Consider the following 24,848-nt stretch of genomic DNA (forward strand, 5'->3'; position numbering starts at 1 on the left):
GTTGGTCGGCTGTCCTGTGGGTTTCTTTTTTTTCTGGTTGTTTTTGTGGGGGGCCCCCCCCCCCCCCGCCCCACCCCCCCCCCCCCCCCCCCCCCCCCGCCTGCGCATCAGAACGGATACTGCTTGTAGTTCGACTTGTCGACATCGACCCAGCCCGTTCCGCGCACGATCACGCCCTTGCCCGGACCCTTGCTGACGGTGACCTTCGTGTAGCCCGGCACGCCGAGATCGGCACCGTCGGCGACCGTCTTGCCGTCCACCAGCATCTTCGCCACCTTGTTCATCGCGAGGCCGGCGAGTTTCGGATCCCAGAACGCGATGCCATTGATCGCGCCGCTTTCGAGGAACTTGCCCGCTTCGGTCGGGAGACCCGTGCCGTACACGCAGATCTTGCCGACCTTGCCCGCCTCTTCCACCGCGCGGCCGATGCCGATCACATCCAGCGACGACGATCCCTGGAAGCCCGTGAGGTCCGGGTGCTTGCGCAGCACTTCCTTCGCGACCTGATACGCGCGCTCGCCATCGTTATTCGTTTCGAGCTTCGGCTCGACGAGGTCCATCTTCGGGTACTTCTGTTTCGCGTTGCCGATGCCGCCGTCGGCCCACTGCACCTGCGAGCGGCTGCCAAGCGACCCCACCAGCACGGCCCACTTGCCCTGCGAGTTCATGCATTTGGCAAGGCGTTCGTTCAGGCCCGCGCCATAGGCGGTGTTATCGAACGCTTCGAGGTCGACCATCGTGTTCTTCGCGTTGTCGGCTTCGTGCGTCACGACCTTGATGCCGCGATCCATCGCCTTCTTGAGCGCAGGTTCGAGCGTCGGCGGATCGTAGGGAACGACCGCGATCGCCGTGACCTTCTTGGCGATCAGATCTTCGATGATCTTCAATTGCTGCGCGGCATCTGCGCGTCCCGGGCCGGTCTGATAGACGGTCACGCCCGGATTTTCCTTGCCGAATTCCTTCACGCCGTCGTCCATGCGATTGAACCAGTTGATGCCGGTCACCTTCACCACGGTCACGATGGTTTCGTTGGTCGCGGCCTGTGCGGCGGCAATCGCGCCAGCGGCGAGTGCAATCGCGGTGAGCGCGGTTCCGAGTCGTTTGAGTTTCATGCGATGTCTCCTTTATGGTTCGAATGTGCTGCAAATGTGATGAAGATGCAGAGGAAGAACTAGCGTCCCGTCGATGCGGGCGGCGGCGGCACTTTGGGCGTAGGCGCGGCGCCGCCGATACCGAAGATCGCACGCACGCGCTCGCCGCCTGCGAAGGCGAGCGAAGCGAGCAGCAGGAAGCCCCATGCGCAGTCGCCGAAAAACTGCGAGACGCCGAGCAGGTTAAAGAGGCTCGACAGGAACTGCAACACGGTCGCGGCGAGGAGCACGCAGACGATGCGTCCATAGCCGCCTGCGGGATTCACGCCGCCCATGACGGCGATCAGGATCGCGATCAGCAGATACGAGTTGCCGTAGTCCCACTTCGCGCTCGATGTGTGTGCCGCGCTGATGAGTCCCGCAAGCGAGGCGAGCACGCCGCAGATGCCGTAGGTCACGATCAGCATGCGGGCGCGCGGAATGCCCGCGTAGAACGCCGCTTTCGGGTTCGTGCCCATCAGGTAGAGGCGCAGCCCGAACGGCGTGCGCTTGAGCACCCAGCCGAGCACGAGCACGGCCGCGATGAAGATCCAGAGCGAGATCGGCACTTGCAGGAAGGTGCCGTTGCCGATGTTCGAGAGCGGATCGACGTACTCGACCCGCACCGACGCGCCGTTGCTCAACACCACCGCGATGCCCGTGAAGAGCAGTTGCGTGCCGAGCGTGCAGAGGATCGGCGTGAGCCTCAAGCGCGCGATCACGACGCCGTTGAGCAGACCGCCGAGCAAGCCGACGATGAGCACCACGCCCGTAAAAACGGCGGTGTAGAGCGCGGGCGAATCGTCGGCGACGACGAGCTTCGGCAATATCATTGCGGCGACCATGCCGGACAGGTTCGCGAGCCCCACGCCCGATAAGTCGATGCCGCCGTTGCCCGACACCATCGAAAGCATGATGCCGAGCGCGAGCAGACCCAGTTCGGGCAACTGTCCGCCCATCGACTGAAGGTTGTCGATGTCGAGAAACTGGCCGTTCGAGAGCCAGGTCGCCGCGATCACGACGAGCAGGTTCACGCCGACCAGAAAGTTGAGCTGGCGATCGGCGAGCCACTTCGACGCTTTCATCGCTCAGCCTCCGTTCGCAGCGACGGTTCCGCGCTCGGCGAGCACCGCGTCGATCTCGGCGAGCGCCGGCATCGAAGGGGCCGTGCCCGCGCGCGTCACCGAAAGGCTCGCGAGCGCGCAGCCGAAGCGCACCGCGTCGAGCGCGGATTCGCCGCGCGCAAGCGCCGCCGCGAACCCGCCGGTGAAGCCATCGCCGGCACCGGCCGTTTCCACCACCCGGCCGCAGTCAAATGCAGGCACCAGCACCGATTCGTGCGCCGAATGCAGCAGCGCGCCCTGCTCGCCGAGCGTCACGATCACCGCGCGCGCGCCTTTCGCGAGCAGCGCATCGGCGGCCCGGCGCGCATCGTCGACCGACGCGATCGCGATGCCCGTCAGCGCCGTCGCTTCGGTTTCGTTCGGCGTGATGTAGTCGCAAAGCGGATAGATGTCGGCGGGCAGCGGCAAGGCGGGCGCCGGATTGAACACGGTCGTGACCTCATGCTTGCGCGCGAGTTCGAGGCCGCGCCGCGCGGCCGGGATCGGCTGTTCGAGCTGCGTGACGAACACCGCCGCGTCGGCGATATCGGACTCGATCGCCTCGACGTCCGCGGGACACAGCGTGCCCGCCGCGCCGGCCGCGACGATGATCGCGTTGCCGCCGGTATGCTCGTCGACGAAGATGTGCGCTGCGCCCGTCGACACGTCATCCAGCACCGTCGCGCGCGACGTGATGCCTTCGGCGCGCCAGGTCGATTGCGCGATCTCGCCGAACGCGTCGGCGCCGATGCGCGTGCAGAAGATCACGTCCGCCCCCGCGCGCGCCGCCGCCACCGCCTGGTTCGAGCCCTTGCCGCCCGGCCCCATCGCGAAGGCGGAGCCGGGAATCGTCTCGCCGATCAGCGGCATGCGCTCGGCGCGAAACGCGAGGTCCGTCACGTAGATGCCGAGGATCACTACGCTGCGACGGCTCATTGTGCGGACTCCGGCGCGTCCGGCGCGAGTTCGACGCCCTTCTTGAAGATGAAGCAGCCATAGCCGCGCGCTTCGCCCGTCGCGATCACGCAATAGGCTTGCTTCGCGCGTTCGTAGAATGCGAAGCGCTCGACGGAGGCGAACGGCATCGCGCGGCCTTCGGCATCGTCGACTTCGCGCTGCGCTTCGCGTTGAACGGCGGGCAGCGCACTGGCATCGCCGACCACTTCCATGCGCTCGGCCGGATGATCGACGAACGAATCGAGCGGCATCACCGAGAGCACGGCACGAATCGCACGCGGCGCGCTCGCGCCGTCGATGCGCAGCAGCTTGCCGAGCACGGTCTGGCGCGCGACCGAATCGGCGGGGAAATTGGCATCGCAGATCACGACTTCGTCGCCGTGACCCATCGCGCACAACGCGTGCAGGATGTCGGCGTTCAACAGCGGATCGATGTTCTTCAGCACAGCGTCTCCTCCATGCATGGGCGTGCTTCGTCGTGAAGTCTTCGCCCTTGAGTTGATTGGGTTTCAGTCCCCGTACGGCACCCAGATGTTCTTCACCTGCACTGCCTGGCGCAGGAACGGCAGGCCTTCGCTCGCGGCATCGTGCCAGTCGAACGCGCGGCCGCGGTCCACGAAAGTGCGCTTCAGGTTGCCGACCGATTCGCGCTCCGCCATCGACGAAAATTCAGCGCCGTTGAAGCACCACAACGCGTCGACATCGTCGTGCTGCGCGAGCGTCTTCGCAAGCGCGAGCGACTCGCCCGTGACGATATTGAGCGCGCCGCCCGGCACGTCCGAGGTCTCGACGACCTGATAGAAATCCGTCGCCATCAGCGGGCAGGTTTCGCTCGGGACGGCCACCACGCGATTGCCGAGCGCGAGCGCCGGTGCGACGAGCGACACGAAACCGAGCAGCGGCGCTTCATCCGGACACACCACGCCGATCACGCCAAGCGGCTCGTGCATCGCGAGCGCGACGCCTTGCAACGGCGGCGCATGCACCGCGCCATCGAACTTGTCGGCCCACGCGCCGTAAGTGAAAAGACGCGTGATCGACGCTTCGACTTCGCGCGCGGCATCGCGTTCGCTCGCGCCCGTGCGCGTGACGAGCTGGCGCACGAATTCCGCCGAGCGCGCCGAGAGGTTCTCGGCAAGGTAATACAGCACCTGCGCGCGGTTGTGCGCGCTCGCGCTCGACCACTTTTGCGCGCCGCGCGCCGCGGCGACCGCATTGCGAATGTCTTTGCGATTGCCTTCGCCCACTTCGCCGACGATCGCGCCGGAAGGCGCATGCACGAGCCGCGAATAGCCGCTGTCCGGACGCGCCTGCTTGCCGCCGATGAAGAGCTTCGCGGTGCGGTCGAGCGCGCTCACGTTCGCATCGGATGACGCTTGCGTTTCGTTGGTGCGCGCGTCGGCCGTCTTGCGAACCGGAAGTCTGCTCCACGCGCGCGGCTGCAAATATTCGTAGATTCCCTCGCGTCCGCCTTCGCGCCCGAAACCCGATTCGCGATAGCCGCCGAAGCCGACAGCCGCGTCGAAGAGATTGGTCGCGTTGATCCACACGACGCCGCACTGCAAACGCGGCGCGACGTCGAGCGCCCGGCTGATGTTTTCGCTCCATACGCTGGCCGCGAGCCCGTAGCGCGTGTTGTTCGCGAGCGCGACCGCTTCTTCGGGCGTGCGAAAGCTCATCGTCACGAGCACCGGGCCGAAGATCTCTTCTTGCGCGAGCGTCGATGCGGGCGCGACGTTGGTGACGAGCGTCGGCGGGAAGAACGCGCCGCCTTCGGGCAACCTGAGACTCGCCGGCTGATGGATCGCACAGCCTTCGCTTTCGCCGAGCGCGACCAGCGCGCGGATGCGTTCGAGCTGCACGGTATCGACGATCGCGCTCATGTCGATGCCCTTGTCGAGCGACGGCCCGACGCGCAGCGTTTCCATGCGGCGCTTGAGCTTCTCGACGAAGCGCGCCTCGATGCCTTCCTGCACGAGCAGCCGCGAGCCGGCGCAGCACACTTGCCCCTGATTGAACCAGATCGCATCGACGACGCCTTCGACAGCGCTGTCGAGATCGGCGTCATCGAAGACGATGAACGGCGACTTGCCGCCGAGTTCGAGCGTGAGCGACTTGCCCGATCCCGCCGTCGCGACGCGAATCTGCCGACCAACTTCCGTCGATCCGGTGAACGCGATCTTCGCGACCTGACGGTGCTCGACGAGCGCCGCGCCCGTGCGGCCGTCGCCCGTCACGACGTTCAGCACGCCCGCTGGCAAACCCGCGCGCGTCGCGAGTTCGGCGAACAGGAGCGCCGTGAGCGGCGTGTATTCGGCGGGCTTGAGCACCACGCAATTGCCCATCGCGAGCGCGGGCGCGATCTTCCAGGCCAGCATCAGCAGCGGAAAATTCCACGGCACGATCTGGCCGATCACGCCGAGCGGCGCCCAGTCGGCGAACTCGCGCTCCTGCAACTGCGCCCAGCCCGCGTGATGATAAAAGTGCCGCGAAACAAGGGGAATATCGATGTCGCGCGTCTCGCGGATCGGCTTGCCGTTGTCGAGCGATTCGACCACCGCGAAAAGCCGGCTGTGACGCTGCACCATGCGCGCGAGCGCATATAGATGACGCGCGCGGCCCGGGCCGCCGAGCGCCTGCCATGCGGCGAGCGCGCCATGCGCGGCCTCGACCGCGGCGGCGACATCGGCGCTGTCGCCCTGTGCGATCGATGCGAGCACGCGGCCCGTTGCCGGCTCGCGCGATTCGAAGCGCTCGGCCTGATCGGCTGCACAAGGCGCGCGCCACGCGCCGCCGATGAAATGGCCGAAGCCGCTCGCATGCTGATCGAGCCATGCGCGCGCGGCGCGATCGTCTTCCGGTGCGGGTCCGTATTCCATCGAAGAAAAGTATTCGGCTACGCTCATGAGGAGGTCTGGTTGAATCGACGAGTCGAGAAAAGGCGCGTGCTCACGCGACGGGATGACGGTTGAACGCCGAGTAGCGGCCGCTCACGTGATGTTCGAGCTGGCGCTCGATGTCGGAGAGCAGGCTCGACGCACCGATGCGGAACAGGTCCGCTTCGAGCCAGTCGCGCCCGAGTTCTTCCTTCATGAGGATCTGGTATTCGAGCACCGACTTCGCCGTCGATACGCCGCCCGCCGGCTTGAAGCCGATCGCCGCGCCCGTGCGCGCGAGGTACTCGCGGATCATGCGCACCATCACGAGCGAGACGTCGAGTGTCGCGTTGACGCCTTCCTTGCCCGTCGAGGTCTTGATGAAATCGGCGCCGGCCATCATGCAGACCATCGACGCCTTCGCCACGTTCGACAGCGTGCGGATGTCGCCGGTCGCGAGAATCGCCTTTACGTGCGCGTCGCCGCACGCCGCGCGGAAGTCGCGCATCTCGTCGTAAAGCGCCTGCCAGTTGCCGGTCAGAACGTGTTCACGCGTCACGACGATGTCGATTTCGGCGGCGCCGTCCGCCACCGACGCCTCGATTTCGCGCAACTTCAGCGGATGCGGAATGAGCCCGGCGGGAAAGCCCGTCGATACCGCCGCGACCGGAATGCCGCTGCCTTCGAGCGCGTGGACCGCCGCCTTCACGAAACGGTGATAGACGCACACGGCGCCGGTCTTGATCGAGCCGGGCGCCATGCCGAGCGCCTCGAGCAGGTCGTCGCGCAACGGACGGCGTGCTTTCGCGCACAGGCGTTCGACGCGCGCGGTGGTGTCGTCGCCGTTGAGCGTCGTGAGGTCGATGCAGGTGATGGCCTTGAGCAGCCACGCGGCCTGCGCGTCTTTCTTGACCGCGCGGCGCGTGCCGAGCGTCGAGGCGCGCCGGGCCACGGCCGACTGATTCACGCGCAAGCCGTCGAGCCATGCGAGGTCGAACGGAACGCCGGGATTGCGCGTGAGCGTTTCCGGATGCGGCCGGCTTGAGCCGGGCCACGCGAGAACGGATTTCGAAGCAGCATCGAGCATGAGATCGTTTAGGCTTGTGCGACGCACAACACCTTTTTGATAGATTGATCTCAGTTTATAACATCGTTGTTACGATCGTAACATAGGGAAAATGCGGAGGCTTCCGGGGCCACGTTGCAAATAAGTGGTTCTCGACGGCCGTCAGGACGTGCCCTTTTCCCGCAGCATCGTGACATGTTGCTTGGCCGCTTCGTTGCCGTGCGCTATCGCCCGTAGCGCAAGAGTGAATCCGAGTTGCGTCTCATGAGCGACCGCGCTGCGGTCAGTCTCGAAGAGTTTCACCGCGCGTCGCAGATGTTGTGCCGCCTGCACATGCAGCTCCGACGCCGCCGCATGGTGTTGCGCGGCCGTCAGGTTGCTTTCACCCGATCCGGCCGGCGCTGAAGCAGCGCCCGCATGTTTGACGGCGACATTAGCTTCGTCGATGGCATGAAGGGCATGGCCCTGCGCCAACACCGCCTGATGCGCGGCGTGATCCTGATTACTGCCTGCCTCGTAATATTGCGACGCCTCACGATGAAATCGCGCAGCTTGCTCGTGATGCGATGCGGCAGCCTCGAGGTGCACCTTTTTACCCTGCTTGGTATTCACGGTCACTCCCTCTGCAAAGACATCCCTCATCATTGACCGGTTGCACGCAACTTGCAATGAATCCGACGCACGTTACGTCGCCTAGGCGTCGTGTTCATCGTGCGCGGACGAAGCCGTCTGCGAGCGCGTTCCCTCGCCTTCGAGCCATGCGCGGAACACCGCGACCAGTTCGTTCGTGGCTTTGTCGTCCGGCACGTAAGTGCAATAGCTGCGCGACGGCAGACGAGGACCGTCGAGCGGCGCGACCAGCCGGCCGGCGGCAAGATCGTCGGCGACGAGCGCAGTGGGTCCCATCGCGACGCCCAGTCCGTCGATGGCGGCTTGAAGCGTCAGATAAAAGTGGTCGAAGGTCAGTACCGCAGCGGGCCGGAACGCGGGCATCGATGCCTTCGCGAGCCAGTCCGGCCAGAGCCGCGGAAGACTCGATGTGTGCAGCAACGTGTGCCGGCGGATGTCGTCGGGTTGCGTGAGCGGCACGCACCGCAGAAGCGCCGGGCTGCACACCGGAAGCCGCTCTTCGGACAGGAACGGCCGCATCGAATAACCGTAAAACGTGTCCGGACCGCCACGGATGACGAGGTCGCAGGCATCCGTGAGACGCTCGACCGACTCGTTCGATGTCTGAACGTTCACGTCGACGCCGGGGTGCGCTGCGTTAAAACGCGCAAGTCTCGGCACCAGCCAGCGCAACGTGAACGTCGCGGGCGCGTTCACCGACAGCGTTCGCGAGACCGTCGCCGGCAAGCCGTAACGCGCGGTGGCCTGCGCTAGTCGCCCGAACAGCGGGCCGATCTCTTCCAGATAAGCCCGCGCCGCCGGGGTGAGCGACACGCGCCGGTTGTGCCGTTCGAACAACGGCGCGCCGAGCCACGCTTCGAGCAAACGCACATGCTGACTCACCGCGCCGTGAGTCACGTGCAATTCGGCTGCCGCGTGCTTGAAACTGCCGAGGCGTCCGGCGGCCTCGAAAGCGCGCAGGGCGTTGAGCGGCGGCAGAGGTCGTTGCATTCGCAGGAGTTTTTCTATCGTGAACGCCCCAATTTATCTGGTTTGCCAACGCACTACAAGATAGCTAAGCTTTCCTTTCGTTCTTCCCTAACCTTGATACGCATGCTCAGCTATACCGGCGGTCTCGTCCTTTTTGCCGCGCTGCTTCACGCAAGCTGGAACGCGATGCTGCACGGCAACCGCGACCGCTTCCTCTCGATGACGTGGATGAGCATCGCTATCGCGGTGGTATCCACGGTCGTCGTCGGATTCGTGCCGTGGCCGCCCGACGCCGCCTGGCCGTGCATCATCGCGTCGGGGCTCGTGCATATCGTCTACAACGTGAGCCTTGTGCGCGCGTATCGACGCGGCGATCTCGCGCAGGCCTATCCGATCGCGCGCGGCTCCTCGCCGCTGCTCGTCGCGCTCGGCGCGGCGCTCTTTGCGCACGAAGCGATCGGGCCGCTGCACGCGCTCGGCATCGCGATGATTTCGGGCGGCATCATTTCGCTTGCGCTCGAAGGCGGGTCCGTGTCGCGTTCGGGCGCGCTAGCCGCATTGACGGTCGGCGCGACGATCGCCGTCTATACCGTGATCGACGGCATCGGCGTGCGCGCGATGAGCGGCCACGCGCTCGCCTACACCGCGTGGATGTTCATGTTCTATTGGCTGATGCCGGTGCTTTTCATCGCGATGCGCGGCATCGACGCATTGTTGACGCCGATACGCGCCGCGCCGATGTCGATCGTTTCGTCGCTCGCCGGCGGACTGGTGTCGATCGCGGCCTACGGCATCGTGATCTGGGCGATGCAATCGGGCGCGATGGGCACGGTGTCGGCGTTGCGGGAGACGAGCGTCGTGTTTGCGGTGCTGATCGGACGGGTGTTTCTGCGGGAAGCCGTCAGCAAAAAACGCTGGCTGTCGTGCGTGGTGGTCGCGGGCGGAGCGATTTGTCTGGGACTTTGACCAACGACACGGCGCGTCCGCCAGAAGCGGCTATTCGAGCGCCACGGACTTGAGCGTCGGCGCGTGCGCGGGGGAAAAACCGGACGCGGGGCGATCGCGATGCGTCTGTCGCTTTTCTTCCGCGCTCGAAATGTAGTTGACCAGTTCGCGGCTGAGATCGGCGTCCTTCGCACCCGGACGCCACGGCACACAACCGTGCTTCTTGCGCGTCGTCCGTGCGAGCGCCAGCGCATCTCGTGCGGCCTTCGCGCTTTCCAGGCCCACTTCCTCGCCGGTCGCGAGCGGATCGCCGAACTCAGCGAACGAAGCCAGGTCTTCCCTGCCCGCGTGGACGCGCGCCGGAAAGTCGCGCAATTCGGATACGCTCTTGTGGCCGAGCCGTCGCCATTGCACGCGCTCGGGGAACAGGAAGGCCGGCAGCATGACGCTCTTCAGCGCGTCGCGGCTGCCCGTGCGGCTGACTTCGGCGAGCGCCCAGTCCGCGCGGTGCATCATCGCCCGGCACGCGCGCGCGTAGCTTTCGAGCGAGACGGCGATTTCCAGCGCGGCGTCGCGACATTCACGCCGATGCGCAAACCGGTCGCGCAGGCTTTGCATCGCCAGGACGACGAAAGCGCTGACGGCGCTCGACACACCAACGATCGCGAGCCAGCTCGGCCAGTCGATCTGCTTCAGGAAAACCGGCATCTCGTGCCACTGCGTCTGCCACATGATTCGTCCTCAGAGCTGTGGGAGCAGAAAGTATAAGGATTTTCGCTATTCCTCTGAAAAAAGTGACGCGATCCGAGGCCATAGTGTGTGGAATACGCGACGGTGCACGCCGAGCGGCGTAAGAGGCAATGCTGGTAGCATGCGTCCCACCCTTCGCACGTCATCGCCTTCAGTCAGAGCATGAAAGATCCGACCGCCCGTTCCGCCTCGCTCGGCCCGCTTCCCTACGTGGTGGCCGCGACCTTCTTCATGGAGTACCTCGACACCACCATCATCGCGACCGCGCTGCCGCAGATGGCCCGTTCGTTCGGCACGAGCCCGAACGCGTTGAGCCTCGGCATGAGCGCGTACATGATCGCGCTCGCCATCTTCATTCCCGCGAGCGGCTGGGTCGCCGACCGCTTCGGCTCGCGCAGCGTGTTCTTCACCGCGATCGTGACGTTCACGCTGGCGTCGCTCCTGTGCGGCATTTCGCAGGACGTGGTGCAGTTCACGGCGGCGCGGGTGTTGCAAGGCATCGGCGGCGCGCTGATGGTGCCGGTCGGCCGCCTGACCGTGGTGCGCAGCATCGACAAGAAGCAACTGATGCAGGCCATCTCGACGATCACCTGGCCCGGCATCGTCGCACCCGTGGTCGGCCCGCCGATCGGCGGCTTCATCACCACTTATGCGTCGTGGCGCTGGATCTTCCTGTTGAACCTGCCGGTGTGTTTCGCCGTGCTGATCGCGGTGCTCAAATGGGTGCCGAATCTGCGTAGCGAAGAGCGCCGCCCGTTCGACGTCGGCGGGCTCGTGCTGAGCGGCCTGACGCTCACCGCGATCCTCTACGGCGCGGACATGGCGAGCCAGCCAGACACCAATCCGTGGATCGGGCTCGCCGTCATCGCCGCGGGTCTCGCGATCGGCGTGCTCGCCTACCAGCACGCGCTGCGGCGCCCGCATCCGCTCATCGACGTGACGACGCTTCGAATCCCGACGTTTTCCGTGACGGTGATCACGGGCACGTTCACGCGCATCGGCATCGGCGCGGTGCCTTATCTGATGCCGCTCTTGTTCCAGATCGGCTTCGGGTTGTCCGCGTTTCATTCGGGACTGCTGCTGCTCGCGAGCGCGCTCGGCAATCTCGGCATGAAGGCGCTGACGACCGCCATCCTGAGGCGGCACGGCTTCCGCAACGTGGTGATCATCAACTGCGCCATCTGCGGCGTCTTCACGATTGCGTGCGGCCTGCTCACGCCCGCAGCGCCGCTCGCGCTCACGCTCTTCGTGGTGTTCGTCTACGGCGTGACCCGCTCGATGCAGTTTTCGTCGCTCGCGACGCTCGCCTACGCGGACGTGCCGCAGCCGCAGATGAGCGCCGCCAACACGATGTGGAACGCGGCGGCGCAGATGAGCATCGGACTTGGCATCGCGTTCGGCGCGCTCGCGTTGCGCGCGGCGTCGGCCTTCCACGACAACGCCGCCACGCACGCGCACGTCTTCACACTCGACGACTTTCGTCTCGCCTTTCTCGGCGCGGGCGTGCTCACGCTCGTGTCGATCTACGGCTACGTGAAGCTCGCGGGCGATGCCGGACACAAGTTGAGCAACGCATCGCGATGACGCGTAGCGTCGGTTTCCGGGCAAACTGCGACGGGCGAGAATCCCATTGAATTATCTGCCGCATGTAGTACTGTGCGACCTATGGCGCGCGGCATCGGGCGCGCGAAACGTCACCGCTGGACATGCTAACCGCAGCGGATGACACGCAGGCCGAAGCATCGACGCGTCGCGTGTACGCGGTCCCGGTCGCGCCTGGGACGGCCTGCTTCGTCGCCTGCCGATCCAGACCATGCCCAACATCTTCATCACGTACAGACGCGACGACACCTCGGCGACCAGCGAACTGCTGCGCGACCGGCTGGCCGCCCTGTTTCCGCGACACCGCGTGTTCTTCGACATTCAGGACATACCCGCCGGCGCCAACTGGCGGAATCTGTTGTCGGAGCGAATCCGGGAATGCGACGTGATGCTGGCGGTCGTCGGCGTGGCATGGCTCTCGATGCTCAACGAGCGTGCCGCACAGGGCGCGACCGACTACGTGCGCTGGGAGGTGGCCGAAGCGCTACGGCAGAAGAAACGCGTCATTCCGGTGCTGGTCGACGGCGCACAGCTTCCCGACGCGGACGACCTGCCCGCGGATGTCGCCGAACTGGCGAACCTCCACACCATGCCGCTTAGGCGGGACACACGCGACCGCGACATCGCTGCGATCGCCGCTCAACTGGAAGGCACCGGCCTGATCGAATCCATCAGGCTCAGCATGCAGAAGCTGCGGATCTTTCGCGCGAGCGCGGCCGTTTCGGTGCTGGTGGGTGCCACGGCGTTCTCGTTCGTGTGGGTCAATGTATTCGATCTCCTCGGCCTCGACACGCGCACCGCGAGCTTCACCATGATGATCGGAGACGTGCTCTTCGAGCCGGCGCTTTCGAAGGACCTGGTGCTCGTCGGCATCGTGCCGAACGCGTCGGAAACCCGCGGCCTCGCGCGGACGCGTCGCGCCGACTATGCACGCCTGATCGCGCTGGCGGCGCAGCAAAAGGCCACGGCCATCGCCTTCGACATCACCACGGAAGAGCCCGGCCCCGCCGACGTCGCCCTGATCGACGCGATACGCGCGGCGCGTCAGAGCGGCACGCGCGTCGTGTTCGGCTTCAAGGCGCGCACGCCCGACGGTCGCGCCGTCGCGCTGCCGGGCCTCGGCGAGTCCGGCGCCTTTCTCGGGCTGACATGCATCGGCCAGAAGCTCGACAACGCGGTATTCGGCACGGTCGCGATGCAGGCGGGCAAGAGCGTCTACGGGTCGTTCGCGCTGTATGCGGTGACCGGCGCGACGGACATCGAGCGCATTTCTTCGTCGGACACGATCCTGCATGTGAGCAACGGCGCCGACGATCAAAACGTGCGCTTCTCGCTGCGTGAAGTCGCCGAATGGGCCGACAAGGACTGTCCCGCGCGTCCGGCGGGGGCCGTGCTCGCGCGCATCATCTTTCCGCTGTCGCATCGCGAACGTCTGCGCGATCCAGCGAGGCGGCTCAACGCCGATGCCGTGCTCGCCCTCGGTTCGCCCGCGCCCGCGTGGCAGGGCAAGGTGATCGTCGTCGGCGCCGAGCATCCGCTGGACCTGCTGCAGACGCGGCTCGACGTAGCCGGGCCACAGCGCTACGGCTTCGAATTCCAGGCCGGCGCGGTCAATGCCCTCCTGACCGGGGCGATCGTCACGCCGCTCGGATACCTTCAGCAATGGCTTCTCGTGCTCGTGATGGTGGCGGCGGCCATCGCCTATCGCATCTGGCGCGTGGGCAAGTCGCGATGGCTCGACGTCGTCGTCCTGCCCGCGGCCTGTTTCGCCTTTCTCGCGATCGCCGTGCTGCTTTACGCCAGATTTGGGTTGCTCGTCGACAGCCTTTATCACCTCGCCGCCTTTGGCGTGACATGGTGGATGCTGCTGGCACTCGAAAAGAGGTGGTCTCATGGCAGGCGCTGAACGTCGTCCCGAAACGCTAGTCGCGATCGTGCGACTCGCGCTGTGCGTGGCGCTCCTTGCGGGTTGCGCGGATGCGTCGTTCGGCGTCGGTCCGCTCTTCGTGGGCGCGGGGGCGTCGCACAAAGGCACGGTCCTGTATTCCGACCCTGGCGTAAGCGTCGAGCGCCCGGACAAGGGCGTGATTCGCGATCCGTCCGGCATGCAACTGCTTCCCGGCGATATCGTCGATACGGCGGGCGGCCAGGCCGTCATCGAATACGACGACGGCAGCACGGTCACTCTCAACCGGCAGACGCGCGTTCAGTTGGGATCGATCAAGCTGCTTGTCGGCGAACTGTTCGCCAGGATCAAGAGCATTGCGAAGCAAGGCGGCGGTCAGGTGGTGACCAAGGAACTGTCGGCGTCGGTGGAAGGCACGGAGTTCGACGTGCGCCGCAGCGACGGCTATCCGGCGACGGCGCCCGGCAACGTGGCGGTCTTCGTGCGTGAAGGGCGCGTGCTGTGCACGCCGGAAAGCGGCGCACGCTGGCCGCCGATTCTGTTGACCGAGAACCTCTCGCTTACCGTCGCCGGAATTCGCGGGCCGTCCGCACCGCAGCGCGTGGAAGCGGGCGCCCTCTCGCGCTGGGCCGACGAAGCCGAATCGCGGCTTCGCAAGCCGCGAGCTTCGCCGGTGACGTGGGGCGTCGCGCCCGGTGTCGAACCGATGGGCGGTCCGCGTTATCCGGGCGGCCCTCAGTCGAACGAGCGCTCGACGACCGGCACCGGCACGGACCCACGCGCCGGGAATCGCGCGGCGCCATACAATCCGCCGACGCCCCCATCGACGCCTATCCGTTAGCGGAAGACACGCTCGCTTCGACAATGTTATGCGGCGCTCATAAGACGGCATCCTAAGCAGTGCATCCGCGGGAATACGTGCTAAAACGCTATTCACGTCGCGCTGATCCAACCCGGCGATCGCGCGCCGTCTCGATCCCCGCCTGCTAATAAAGCTTCCCCTTCAAACATTCCCGGCGGCATTTCACTTCGGGTACGGCCCGTCCAGCGTGCAACGACGCGCACTCCCGACGAAACACGATGTGGAGAACAGCATGGACCAGTCAACGTTCATGGCGGCAACCGGTGCATCCCAGGCGAGCGCGGCATTCTGGCTCGCGCCGATTTCGGTGGCGATGGAGCGGTATCAGATCAATACGCCCGCGCGACAGGCGGCTTTTCTGGCGCAAATCGCCTACGAAAGCGGAGGCTTTCCGCTGCCGCCCGTCGCCGAGAAGTTCAACTATGCGGCGTCCCGTCTGGATGCCGTCTTCTCTTCGCTCACGCAGACGCAATGCAACGCGCTCGGCCGACAGACCGGCGAAACGTGCGTGCCGCCCGATCGTCAGCAGCAGATCGCGAATCTCGTCTATCAGAACAAGTGCGGCAACGGGCCCGCTGCGAGCGGCGACGGTTGGCGCTATCGCGGCTCGGGCCTGATCCAGCTTACCTTCAAGGGCAATTTCGACGCGGCGGGCAAGGCCATCGGCGTCGATCTCGTTGCCAATCCGGACAGCGTGCGCAACGACGCCGGCATCGCCGCGCTCGTCGCCGCATGGTTCTGGCAATCGCACGGCTGCAACGAACTCGCCGATCAGGGCAGCTTCCACGCCATCACGGCGAAGATCAATCCGGCGCACGAAGGCGAGCAAGGACGCGACAACGCGTTCGAGCTGGCAAGCAACGCGCTCGGCGCGGCGGTGTCCGGGGGCAACGCGATGGCCTGACGGTGCACCTCATGGCGATGGCGAAGCTGATCGGAAGCGCCATCGCCGATGCAGCCGTTTCCGTAAGACCAATATTCTCCATCGCAGGTCATATACTTCGCGTGGACACGCATTCCATCGTGGCCGCCCCTCGATCCCTCGCTTGCCTGCTCTCGACGACGCCATGCTGACCCTTGACGACATTCGGGCAATTCCGCTGTTCTCCACGCTTTCCGACGCCGAACTCGACCATCTCGCGAACACATCGGCGGACCTGCATCTGTCTCCCGGTGAATTCGCCGTGCACGAAGGCGGCGAGCGGGCGCTCTATGCGGTGCTCTCCGGCAGGATGGAGGTCGTCAAGCTGTTCGACGGCGTCGAGCGCACGCTGGGCTGGCGTCTGCCCGGCACGATCTTCGGCGAAGTGCCGCTCGCGTTGAGTTCGCCGTTCCCCGGCGCGTACCGGGCCGCAGAGGCGTCGCGTGTGATGCGCGTCGATGCGTCGCGCTACTACGCGCTGGCGGCGGCATCGCCGGAGGTCGCGGTGAAGATGGGCGCGCTGGCGCGTGAGCGCATCGGCGGATTGCAGGGCATCGCCGCCGAGCCGCCCAAGCCGCGCGTGACGATGGTCGGCAGCCGGTGGGACACGGCGTGTGCGGGCCTGCGCACCTTTCTCGCGCGCAACCAGATCAGCTTCGACTGGATGACGCCGGACGCGCCCGAAATGGCGACGCGCTGGCACGCCCCCTGCCCCGCCGAGGAAGATTGCCCCGTGCTGCGCCTCGCCGACGGCACGCTGCTCAACCGCCCCGCGACGCGCGAGCTGGCCGAACTGCTCGGTCTACAGACGAAACCTCGCCTCGCCGAATACGACACGATGATCATCGGCGGCGGCCCCGCCGGCCTTGCCGCGGCGGTCTATGGCGCGTCCGAGGGTCTGCGCACTATCGTGGTCGAGCGCGAGGCGCCGGGCGGACAGGCGGGCACCTCGTCGCGCATCGAGAACTACCTCGGCTTTCCGAGCGGCGTTTCCGGCGACGAACTCGCGAGCCGGGCCTTGCAGCAAGCGAAGCGCCTGGGCGCGGAGATTCTGGTGACGCGCGCGGTGGAGCGCATCGATGTCGAGTCGCGCTGCGTTCACCTCGACGGCGGCGACGTCGTTCGCGTGCGCACGCTGATCCTCGCGACGGGCGTCACGTGGCGGCGCCTCGCGATCGAAGGCTTCGACCGCTTCATCGGCAAGGGCATCTACTACGGCGCGGCGCGCAGCGAAGCCGGCGCGACTCACGGACTCGACGTGCACCTGATCGGCGGCGGCAATTCCGCCGGGCAGGCGGCGCTGTTCTTCGCGGGCCACGCGCGCGTGGTGACGCTCGTCGTGCGCGGCGACGCACTCGACAAGAGCATGTCCCGCTATCTGGTGGAGCAGCTTGCCGGCAAATCGAATGTCGTGGTGAAACTGCGCTCGGAAGTCGTCGGCGCATATGGCGACACGCATCTCACCGCCATCGACATACTCGACGCCGCCACGGCGACCGTCAGCCGTCACGACTGCGGCGGCCTGTTCGTCTTCATCGGCGCCGACGCGCAAACCGAATGGCTGCCGCCCGACATCGCGCGCGACAAGCGCGGCTATGTGCTGACTGGCGACGACGTCGTCAAGGCCGGGCGCTGGCCGCACAACCGCGATCCGTATCTGCTCGAATCGAGCGTGCCCGGCGTGTTCGCCTGCGGGGACGTGCGACTGAGTCCGGTCAAGCGCGTGGCGTCGGCGGTTGGCGAGGGAAGCATGGCGATCGCCTTCGCGCACAAGTATCTTCAGCTCGACGGCCGATAGCGGCTTCGACGACGCCGGATGTCACGCGTCATCCGCAAACGACGGCCCGCACGACCAGCCACAACCCCAGGCTGACCGCCACGGCGCCGCAGCGCTCGCGGCGAAAAGCAGCACCGCCACACCGATGAAACCCCGCCCGGAAACCGTCCGTCCTGACATCGCCCGCTCCCGGATCGTCGTGCTAGATTAGTACCGGGCCTCGGACGGGGGGAGTGACAAGTGTGGCGGGATTCGACTAGACGATGGACTCGCTGATCACGGCGGCGGCGCGTGCGCTCGCAGCCGGCGATCCGCTCGGCGCGCTGAACCGCGTGGCCTTGCGCGACGACGCTCCCGCGCTCGCGCTCAGGGGCATCGCGATGGCACAGCTCGGCGAGCTCGTGCGCGCGAAGGCGCTCGTGCGCAGCGCGGCCCGTGCTTTCGGTTCGAAGGAGGCGGTGGCGCGGGCGCGATGCGTCGTCGCCGAGGCCGAAATCGCCCTCGTCTCGCGCGACCTGAACTGGCCGACGAAAGCGCTCGATGCAGCGCGCGCGACGCTCGAAGCGCACGGCGACCGGCTGAACGCCGCGCATGCGCGCTATCTCGACGTGCGGCGTCTGCTCCTGATCGGTCGCATCGACGATGCCGAGCGCACGCTCGACGCGCTCGACCCGACGCCATTCCCGCCCGCATTGCGTGTCGCCCACGAACTGGTGGTCGCGGGCATCGCGATGCGGCGCCTGCGGACGAAGCCCGCACGCGCGGCGCTCGGCCGCGCCGAGCGCGCCGCGCAACAGGCGCGCATCCCTGCGCTCGCGGCCGAAGTCGAAAGCGCTTTTCTCGTTTTGAACGCTCCTGCGGCGCGCCTCATCGCGCGCGGCACGGAACGGCTGCTCCTGCTCGACGACGTCGAGGCGCTCTATGCGTCGGAGGCGCTCGTCGTGGATGCGTGTCGTCTCGTCGTGCGCGATGCGCACACGCGCGTGCCGCTCGCGAGCCGGCCCGTGCTGTTCGCGCTCGCGCGTGCGCTCGGCGAGGCATGGCCGTCGGACGTGCCGAGAGACGTGCTCATCGCGCGGGCGTTTCGCACGAAGCACGCCGACGAAACGCACCGCGCGCGGTTGCGCGTCGAAGTCGGGCGGCTTCGCGCGATGCTCCGGCCGCTCGCCGACGTGAGCGCCACGAAGCAAGGCTTTGCGCTCTCGCCACGCGGCGCGCGCGAGGTCGTGGTGATGACGCGACCCGTCGAAGAGGCGCATGCGGCGATGCTCGCGTGTCTCGCGGACGGCGAGTCGTGGTCGAGTTCCGCGCTTGCCCTCGCGCTCGGCGCCAGCCAGCGCAGCGTGCAACGGGCGCTCGATGCGCTCGCGACGGCAGGCAAGGTGCAGTCCTTCGGCCGCGGACGCGCGCGCCGCTGGATGACTCCGCCCGTGCCCGGATTCACGACGACCTTGTTACTCCCCGCGTCGCTTTCGGGCGACTAGGATGGGAGCGTGAAACCGACAAACAGGAACCGACCATGAACCGATCAGCGGCTGAAATCGTGCGTGAATATGGGCCCTTTCCGGGCATCGACAAAGTGCATGGCGTCACCTACGACGGTCAGCAAGTCTGGTTCGCCACGGGCGACAAGCTGAACGCGCTCGATCCATCGAGCGGCGAGACAGTGCGCTCCATCGACGTCGCGGCCCACGCGGGCACGGCCTTCGACGGCGAGCATCTGTATCAGATCGCCGAATCGCGCATCCAGAAGATCGATCCGAAGACCGGCCGCGTGCTCGCCACGATCCCGGCGCCCGGTGGCGGTGGCGATTCGGGACTCGCATGGGCCGAAGGAACGCTCTGGGTCGGTCAGTATCAGGAGCGCAAGATCCATCAGGTCGATCCGCAAACCGGGGCCGTGCTTCGCACCATCGAATCCAACCGCTTCGTCACGGGCGTGACCTGGGTCGAAGGAGAACTCTGGCACGCCACGCTGGAAGCCGACGAGAGCGAACTGCGGCGCATCGATGCCCGCACCGGCGAGTTGCTGGAGCGTCTCGACATGCCGGCCGGCGTCGGCGTGTCGGGGCTCGAATCGGATGGCGGCGACCGGTTCTACTGCGGCGGCGGAAGCAGCGGGAAGCTGCGGGCCGTCCGCCGCCCGAGGCGTCAGCGGGACGACCTCGAAGCCACGAAGAATCCGGACGAAGCGGCCTAAGTCCGCGCCGCCGTCAATTCGTCCACTCGCGACAGAAAGAGTTCGAGCGTGGGCGAAGCATTCGACCGGCTGTACCCGACGACGAGGTCGATCGTCGGCGCCTCGCCTTCCAGCGGCCGGCTCACGACCGACCACGGCAGCAGGTTGATCGCATACTCCGGCATCAGCGCGAGGCCGCGCGTGGAAGCGACGAGCGACATCGCCATCGCGAGGTTGTCGACGCCGTGCTCGCGCGCGATATCGACGTCGTTCTCCCGCAGATAGCGTTCGATCACGTCGTGCAGCACCGCCGCCTTGTTCGACGCCATGATGAACGTCTCGCCGCTCAGGTCCTGCGCGCGGATGGCGGCGCGCTCCGTCAGCCGGTGATCGCTCGGCATCAGCACGACCAGCTTCTCGCGGCTCACCACGCGATACGTCAGATCGAAACCCGGCTCGGCGCGCAGAAACGCGAGATCGAGCTTGCCGCGCGCGAGGGCGTCGGCCAGGTCCGGCGAATAGTGGCTCGACACCGTCACGTCGATATTCGGCAGCTCGTCGCGCAGCACCTGCATCGCGCGCGGTAGCCACGTCATCTCCTGTCCCGTCAGGAAACCCAGCGCGAACACCTTCTTCGCCGGCTGCGACGCGCGGCGCGCCGCTTCCGTCGCGGCGTCGACCTGCGCGAGCGCGAGGCGCGCGTGATCGAGAAACGCCTTGCCCGCCGCCGTCAGTTCGACGCCGCGCGCGCTGCGACTGAAGAGCGCCGCACCGACCTCGTCCTCCAGGTCGCGAATCTGCCGGCTGAGCGACGGCTGCGACGTGTGCAGGCGTCGCCCGGCCGCTACCGTCAGGCTGCCGGTCTCGGCGACCGCCACGAAGTACTTCAGATGCCGCAGTTCCATTTTTTCTCGCGTGTTGCCATGCCTCACAGGCATGCTCCTCAGCCTACAAAGTCTTTTTCCTTTGCGCAAGCGCCCTCTACATTGCTGGACAGCCAACGACGAAACGCACTTCCCGTCCGCCATTATCCATACCTTTCATCTATATCTCAGGAGCATGAAATGACCAAGCCAGTCATCCTCATCACCGGCGCACTGACCGGAATCGGCCGCGCGACCGCGTTCGCTTTCGCCGAGAGCGGCGCGCGTCTTATCGTGTCGGGCCGTCGCGAAGCCGAAGGCCGGGCGCTGGAAGCCGAACTGCGCGAACGCGGCGCGGACGCCGTCTTCGTCCGCGCCGACGTCCGCCACGACGACGACGTGCGTGACCTCGTCGACGCCGCCGTCGCGCGCTTCGGCCGGATCGACGCCGCCGTGAACAACGCGGGCACCGAAGGCGAGCCGGGCGCGATCGTCGATCAAACCGCCGGCAGCTACGCAGCGACCTTCGAAACCAACGTGCTCGGCACGCTGCTGAGCCTCAAGCACGAATTGCGCGTCATGCAGGCGCAGCGAAGCGGCAGCGTCGTCAACGTGTCGTCGACTTACGGTCACGAAGGCGCGGCGTTCGCCTCGGTCTACGCGGGCAGCAAGCACGCGGTGGAAGGCATCACGAAGTCGGCGGCGCTCGAAGTGGCGGGCTCGGGCGTGCGGGTGAACGCCGTCGCGCCGGGACCGACCGACACCGGCATGCTCGACCGCTTCACCGGCACCGACGAGCGCCGAGCGGCGCTCGCCGCGTCGGTGCCGCTCGGGCGCGTCGGCAAGCCCGACGACATCGCCCGCGCGATTCAGTTTCTCGCTTCCGACGCGGCGTCGTTCGTGACCGGCCAGATCGTCACCGTCGACGGCGGCAAGACCGCCGGCTGAGCGCGCCCTTCATTCACGTCACTGGAGATTCGTCATGAACAGCCTCACAGGAAAGACCGCGCTCGTCACGGGCGCATCGCGCGGCATCGGCCGCGCCAGCGCGCTCGCACTCGCGCGCGCCGGCGCGCAGGTGCTCGTCCACTACAGCAGCGGCGAAAAGGAAGCGGAGGCCGTCGTCGAGGCGATTCGCGCCGCCGGCGGCGTTGCACAGAAAGTCGCGGCGAACCTGCGCGACGCGGACGGCCCGCATCGGCTCGCGGCACGCGTGCGCGACGTGATCGGCCAGCGTCTCGACATTCTGGTGGCGAACGCGGGCGTCTCGAAGGCCGCGAGCATCGAGGAGACCACGGTCGAAGACTTCGACGACCTGTTCGCCGTGAACGTGCGCGCGCCGTATTTCCTCGTCCAGCAACTGTTGCCGGTGATGTGCGAGGGCAGCAGCATCGTGCTGCTCTCGTCGCTCGCCGCGCGCGCTGCGGTCGGCACGCTTTCGGCCTATGCATCGACCAAAGGCGCGGTCGATACGCTCGTCACGCACTTCGCTTCGGTGCTCGGCGAACGGGGTATCCGCGTGAATGCCGTTGCGCCGGGCGTCGTCGAAACCGACATGTCGAACTTCACGAAGACGGACGCGGGACGCGCGGCCACGCTCGGCATGCAGGCACTGAAACGCGTGGCCCAGCCCGACGACATCGGCGACGCAGTGGCGTTTCTCGCTTCGGACGCCGCGCGCTGGATCACGGGCGAGACGCTGCGGGTGGACGGAGGCTCGAAGCTCTGACAACCGACGCGTCGCGCGCTCAGACGCGCATGCTCTTGCCGCGCAGGTCGTCGAGCACGGGGACGACGGCGAGCGCGACGAGGATCGTCGCGAGTGGAACCGTCGCGACGAAGCCGGCGTGTTTGAATCCGAACGCGCCGGCCAGCGCGCCTGCCAGAAACATCCCGAGCAGCGACGACAGCAGACGCAGGCGCGCGCGGTCGGCGCGGACTTTGTCGCCGCCGTCGAGCGCCTCGCCGAGGTTCCAGTAGAAGAGCTTGCCGAGTTCGATGCCGATGTCGGTGACGAGCCCCGTCACGTGCGTCGTGCGGATTTCGGCTTTCGAGATCTTCGTGATCATCGCGTTCTGCAAGCCCATCACAAAGCACAGCAGGCCGACCGTCGCCGGCATGAACATCACGCGATGATGCTCGAGGTTCGAGCCGAGGAGGCCAAAGCACAGCAGCAACACCGCTTCGAGCAACAGGGGCATCGCGTATTCGCTGTGAGCCTGCCTGCGCCGGCCCCAGTTGATGAGCATCGCCGACGCCGCCGCGCCGCAGAGGAACGCCGCGAGCGCGCTCAGTCCGCCGACGACGAGCACCGTTTCGCCGACCGCCAGATTGTCCGCGAGGGCCGAAACGATGCCCGACATGTGGGAGGTGTACTGTCCCACCGCGAGAAATCCGCCGGCGTTGGCCGCGCCGGCGACGAACGCAAGCGCGAGCCCGAGCCGCCGGTTAGCCAGGACGGTACGATTGCGGGCAGTCAGGCTGCGAAGGTAGTGGATCGGCATGACGGGCGGGGGACGGGCATCGAGCGCCTATTCTATGCCGCGAAAATTCCCCGAATCCATTGTTTTGCGTACACGGCGAGCACAATAGCCGGGTGCAGCACGCCGGGCTATCCTCCAAGACGTTCCAGCCAACATTTCAGAGGGGACAAGCCATGCCGCGTTCGACCGCAGAAAAGCGCGCAACGTTTCGCGCGTTGCACAATGAGGGCTGCTTCGTGTTGCCGAATCCGTGGGACATCGGAAGCGCCCGCTATCTGGAGAGCCTGGGTTTCAAGGCGCTCGCCACGACGAGCGCCGGTTTCGCGTGGACGCTCGGCCAGCCCGACAACGGCGTCACGCTCGACCAGGTGCTCGCTCATCTGCGCGACATGGCGTCGGCAACCGACCTGCCGTTGAACGCGGACTTCGAGAACGGCTTCGCACACGATCCGGCCGAGCTCGCCCATCACGTGCGGCTTGCGCTCGATACCGGCGTCGCGGGCCTGTCGATCGAAGATGCCACCGGCGACGCCGCCAATCCGATCTATCCGCTCGACGCCGCGATCGCGCGCATCGAAGCTGCCCGACGCGCGTTCGACGAAGCCGGCAACGATGCGCTCCTGATCGGCCGCGCGGAGAACTTCCTGCACGGGCGCCACGATTTGCGCGACACCATCGCCCGCCTGGTCGCCTATCGCGACGCGGGCGCGGACTGTCTGTACGCGCCGGGCCTGAAGACGCGCGAGCAGATTGCCGAAGCGGTCGCCGCCGTGGCACCGGCGCCGCTGAACCTGCTCGTCAGTTCCGCGACGGACCTCACCTTCGACGACATCGCCGGGCTCGGCGTGCGGCGCATCAGCGTCGGCAGCGCGCTCGCTCGCACCGTGTGGGGCGAGTTCATGCGCGTGGCGCAATTGCTCGCGGGCGGGAGCTTCGACGGGTTCGCCAAGGCCGCGTCGAATCCGCAGCTCGACGCGTTTTTCTCGGGCAAGCGCTAGCGATCCAGCGCTTTTGCCGTGCTACCCGCGCGGCCACACGCCCGACGACCCTCGGCGATGACTGTCGACGAGATGCGTATCGACGATGCCCGTCGCTTCCATGAGCGCGTGCATCGTCGTCGGGCCGACGAACACGAAACCCTTCGCGCGCAGCGCCTTGCTCAATGCAACCGATTCGGCCGACGTGGTCGGAATGTCGGAAAGCAGCTTGGGCGCGGGCGTGACCTTCGGCTGGAACGACCAAATGAACGCGGCAAGCCCGCCTTCATCACGCAGACGCACGGTCGCCCGCGCGTTGCCGATGGTCGCGAGAATCTTGGCGCGGTTGCGAATGATGCGCTCGTCGGCCATCAGCCGCGCGACGTCCTCTTCCGAAAAAGCCGCGACGGCGTCCGGATCGAAATCGAGGAATACTTCGCGGAACGCATCGCGCTTGCGCAGGATCGTCGCCCACGAGAGTCCCGACTGGAACGCTTCGAGGCTCAGGCGCTCGAACAGCCCGCGCTCGTCGCGCACGGGCATGCCCCATTCGGTGTCGTAATACGCCTGCAGCAACGCATCGGTCGCGGCCCACGGCGGACGCGCGAGACCATCCACACCGACGATCACGTCGACCGGTTGCGTCCGCGCGGGAAGCGCCGCTTTTTTCGCCGCGGGCTTTGCGGGCTGGCTGTTCTTCTTGGTGACCACGTGTACTTTCTCTTTTGATTCGCAGTTGTTTGACCGCTCAATCTTATCGAACACACGAGTCGGCTTCGGCAAAATCCGTGCTGCACAGCCGGGCGCGCCCGCCGCGCGCGGCAAAGCGCCTACACTGTGTCCCTCACTGT

At 66.6% G+C, this 24,848-nt stretch carries 23 protein-coding genes; 11 read left to right on the top strand and 12 right to left on the bottom strand.

Annotation, left to right across the window (positions count from 1 at the left end; genetic code table 11):
* Positions 1–107: 107 nt before the first annotated feature.
* The 8 genes from QCE48_RS20920 to gcvA form a co-directional block, all read right to left on the bottom strand.
* Positions 108–1,112, bottom strand: coding sequence for an autoinducer 2 ABC transporter substrate-binding protein (locus QCE48_RS20920; RefSeq protein WP_309783882.1), 1,005 nt, complete (start codon positions 1,110–1,112; stop codon positions 108–110).
* Between the two features lie 59 nt (positions 1,113–1,171).
* On the bottom strand, positions 1,172–2,215 hold the full coding sequence (locus QCE48_RS20925; protein ID WP_309783883.1) for an ABC transporter permease: 1,044 nt from the start codon (positions 2,213–2,215) through the stop codon (positions 1,172–1,174).
* Positions 2,216–2,218: 3 nt separating this feature from the next.
* Positions 2,219–3,169, bottom strand: a complete 951-nt coding sequence (gene rbsK, locus QCE48_RS20930) for a ribokinase (protein ID WP_309783884.1) — start codon at positions 3,167–3,169, stop codon at positions 2,219–2,221.
* Positions 3,166–3,636: an RbsD/FucU family protein gene (locus QCE48_RS20935; protein ID WP_087631393.1), complete on the bottom strand. Its 471-nt coding sequence runs from the start codon at positions 3,634–3,636 to the stop codon at positions 3,166–3,168. Before QCE48_RS20935 ends, rbsK begins: the two co-directional genes overlap by 4 nt.
* Positions 3,637–3,699: 63 nt before the next feature.
* Positions 3,700–6,096, bottom strand: coding sequence for an aldehyde dehydrogenase family protein (locus tag QCE48_RS20940; RefSeq protein ID WP_309783885.1), 2,397 nt, complete (start codon positions 6,094–6,096; stop codon positions 3,700–3,702).
* Between the two features lie 43 nt (positions 6,097–6,139).
* Positions 6,140–7,153: a deoxyribose-phosphate aldolase gene (gene deoC, locus QCE48_RS20945; protein WP_309783886.1), complete on the bottom strand. Its 1,014-nt coding sequence runs from the start codon at positions 7,151–7,153 to the stop codon at positions 6,140–6,142.
* Between the two features lie 141 nt (positions 7,154–7,294).
* A complete protein-coding gene (locus QCE48_RS20950; RefSeq protein WP_309783887.1) occupies positions 7,295–7,744 on the bottom strand; it encodes a hypothetical protein in 450 nt (149 codons plus the stop codon).
* An 81-nt stretch (positions 7,745–7,825) separates the two neighbouring features.
* Positions 7,826–8,752: a transcriptional regulator GcvA gene (gene gcvA / locus QCE48_RS20955; RefSeq protein WP_309783888.1), complete on the bottom strand. Its 927-nt coding sequence runs from the start codon at positions 8,750–8,752 to the stop codon at positions 7,826–7,828.
* A 102-nt stretch (positions 8,753–8,854) separates the two neighbouring features.
* Here gcvA and QCE48_RS20960 point away from each other — a divergent pair, with 102 nt between their 5' ends.
* Entirely contained in the window at positions 8,855–9,697 is an 843-nt protein-coding gene (locus QCE48_RS20960; protein ID WP_309783889.1) for a DMT family transporter, read from the top strand.
* 30 nt (positions 9,698–9,727) lie between these two features.
* Here QCE48_RS20960 and QCE48_RS20965 read toward each other — a convergent pair whose 3' ends face one another.
* The gene (locus tag QCE48_RS20965) at positions 9,728–10,408 is read right to left on the bottom strand and encodes a hypothetical protein (RefSeq protein WP_309783890.1); all 681 of its coding nucleotides are present in this window, start codon (positions 10,406–10,408) and stop codon (positions 9,728–9,730) included.
* A gap of 180 nt (positions 10,409–10,588) precedes the next feature.
* Between QCE48_RS20965 and QCE48_RS20970 the strand changes: the two genes are divergently transcribed.
* The 7 genes from QCE48_RS20970 (at position 10,589) to QCE48_RS21000 (ending at position 19,695) form a co-directional block, all read left to right on the top strand.
* Positions 10,589–12,010, top strand: coding sequence for an MFS transporter (locus QCE48_RS20970; RefSeq protein WP_309783891.1), 1,422 nt, complete (start codon positions 10,589–10,591; stop codon positions 12,008–12,010).
* Between the two features lie 229 nt (positions 12,011–12,239).
* Entirely contained in the window at positions 12,240–13,934 is a 1,695-nt protein-coding gene (locus QCE48_RS20975) for a TIR domain-containing protein (protein WP_309783892.1), read from the top strand.
* On the top strand, positions 13,921–14,775 hold the full coding sequence (locus QCE48_RS20980) for a FecR family protein (RefSeq protein WP_309783893.1): 855 nt from the start codon (positions 13,921–13,923) through the stop codon (positions 14,773–14,775). Before QCE48_RS20975 ends, QCE48_RS20980 begins: the two co-directional genes overlap by 14 nt.
* A 253-nt stretch (positions 14,776–15,028) precedes the next feature.
* Positions 15,029–15,700: a glycoside hydrolase family 19 protein gene (locus QCE48_RS20985; protein ID WP_309783894.1), complete on the top strand. Its 672-nt coding sequence runs from the start codon at positions 15,029–15,031 to the stop codon at positions 15,698–15,700.
* A 163-nt stretch (positions 15,701–15,863) separates the two neighbouring features.
* On the top strand, positions 15,864–17,516 hold the full coding sequence (locus QCE48_RS20990) for an FAD-dependent oxidoreductase (RefSeq protein WP_309783895.1): 1,653 nt from the start codon (positions 15,864–15,866) through the stop codon (positions 17,514–17,516).
* A gap of 242 nt (positions 17,517–17,758) precedes the next feature.
* On the top strand, positions 17,759–18,979 hold the full coding sequence (locus QCE48_RS20995) for a helix-turn-helix domain-containing protein (RefSeq protein ID WP_309783896.1): 1,221 nt from the start codon (positions 17,759–17,761) through the stop codon (positions 18,977–18,979).
* Positions 18,980–19,014: 35 nt separating this feature from the next.
* Positions 19,015–19,695, top strand: coding sequence for a DUF5074 domain-containing protein (locus tag QCE48_RS21000; protein WP_309783897.1), 681 nt, complete (start codon positions 19,015–19,017; stop codon positions 19,693–19,695).
* Here the strand turns inward: QCE48_RS21000 and QCE48_RS21005 are convergent.
* Entirely contained in the window at positions 19,692–20,579 is an 888-nt protein-coding gene (locus QCE48_RS21005; protein WP_309783898.1) for a LysR substrate-binding domain-containing protein, read from the bottom strand. The genes QCE48_RS21000 and QCE48_RS21005 overlap by 4 nt on opposite strands.
* A 159-nt stretch (positions 20,580–20,738) precedes the next feature.
* On the opposite strand from QCE48_RS21005, the gene QCE48_RS21010 reads away from it, so the two are divergent.
* Together QCE48_RS21010 and QCE48_RS21015 are read left to right on the top strand one after the other, a co-directional pair.
* Positions 20,739–21,485, top strand: a complete 747-nt coding sequence (locus QCE48_RS21010) for a glucose 1-dehydrogenase (RefSeq protein ID WP_309783899.1) — start codon at positions 20,739–20,741, stop codon at positions 21,483–21,485.
* Positions 21,486–21,519: 34 nt separating this feature from the next.
* A complete protein-coding gene (locus tag QCE48_RS21015) occupies positions 21,520–22,266 on the top strand; it encodes an SDR family oxidoreductase (RefSeq protein WP_309783900.1) in 747 nt (248 codons plus the stop codon).
* Between the two features lie 19 nt (positions 22,267–22,285).
* Here the strand turns inward: QCE48_RS21015 and QCE48_RS21020 are convergent, their stop codons facing one another.
* Complete coding sequence (locus tag QCE48_RS21020) at positions 22,286–23,041, bottom strand: YoaK family protein (RefSeq protein ID WP_309783901.1); 756 nt, start codon at positions 23,039–23,041, stop codon at positions 22,286–22,288.
* Between the two features lie 152 nt (positions 23,042–23,193).
* Here QCE48_RS21020 and QCE48_RS21025 point away from each other — a divergent pair, with 152 nt between their 5' ends.
* A complete protein-coding gene (locus QCE48_RS21025) occupies positions 23,194–24,018 on the top strand; it encodes an isocitrate lyase/phosphoenolpyruvate mutase family protein (RefSeq protein WP_309783902.1) in 825 nt (274 codons plus the stop codon).
* A gap of 21 nt (positions 24,019–24,039) precedes the next feature.
* Here QCE48_RS21025 and QCE48_RS21030 read toward each other — a convergent pair whose 3' ends face one another.
* Positions 24,040–24,708, bottom strand: a complete 669-nt coding sequence (locus QCE48_RS21030) for a DNA-3-methyladenine glycosylase I (RefSeq protein WP_309783903.1) — start codon at positions 24,706–24,708, stop codon at positions 24,040–24,042.
* Positions 24,709–24,848 lie beyond the last annotated feature (140 nt).

The sequence above is a fragment of the Caballeronia sp. LZ024 genome, assembly GCF_031451455.1.
GTDB classification, from domain to species: Bacteria; Pseudomonadota; Gammaproteobacteria; order Burkholderiales; family Burkholderiaceae; genus Caballeronia; species Caballeronia telluris.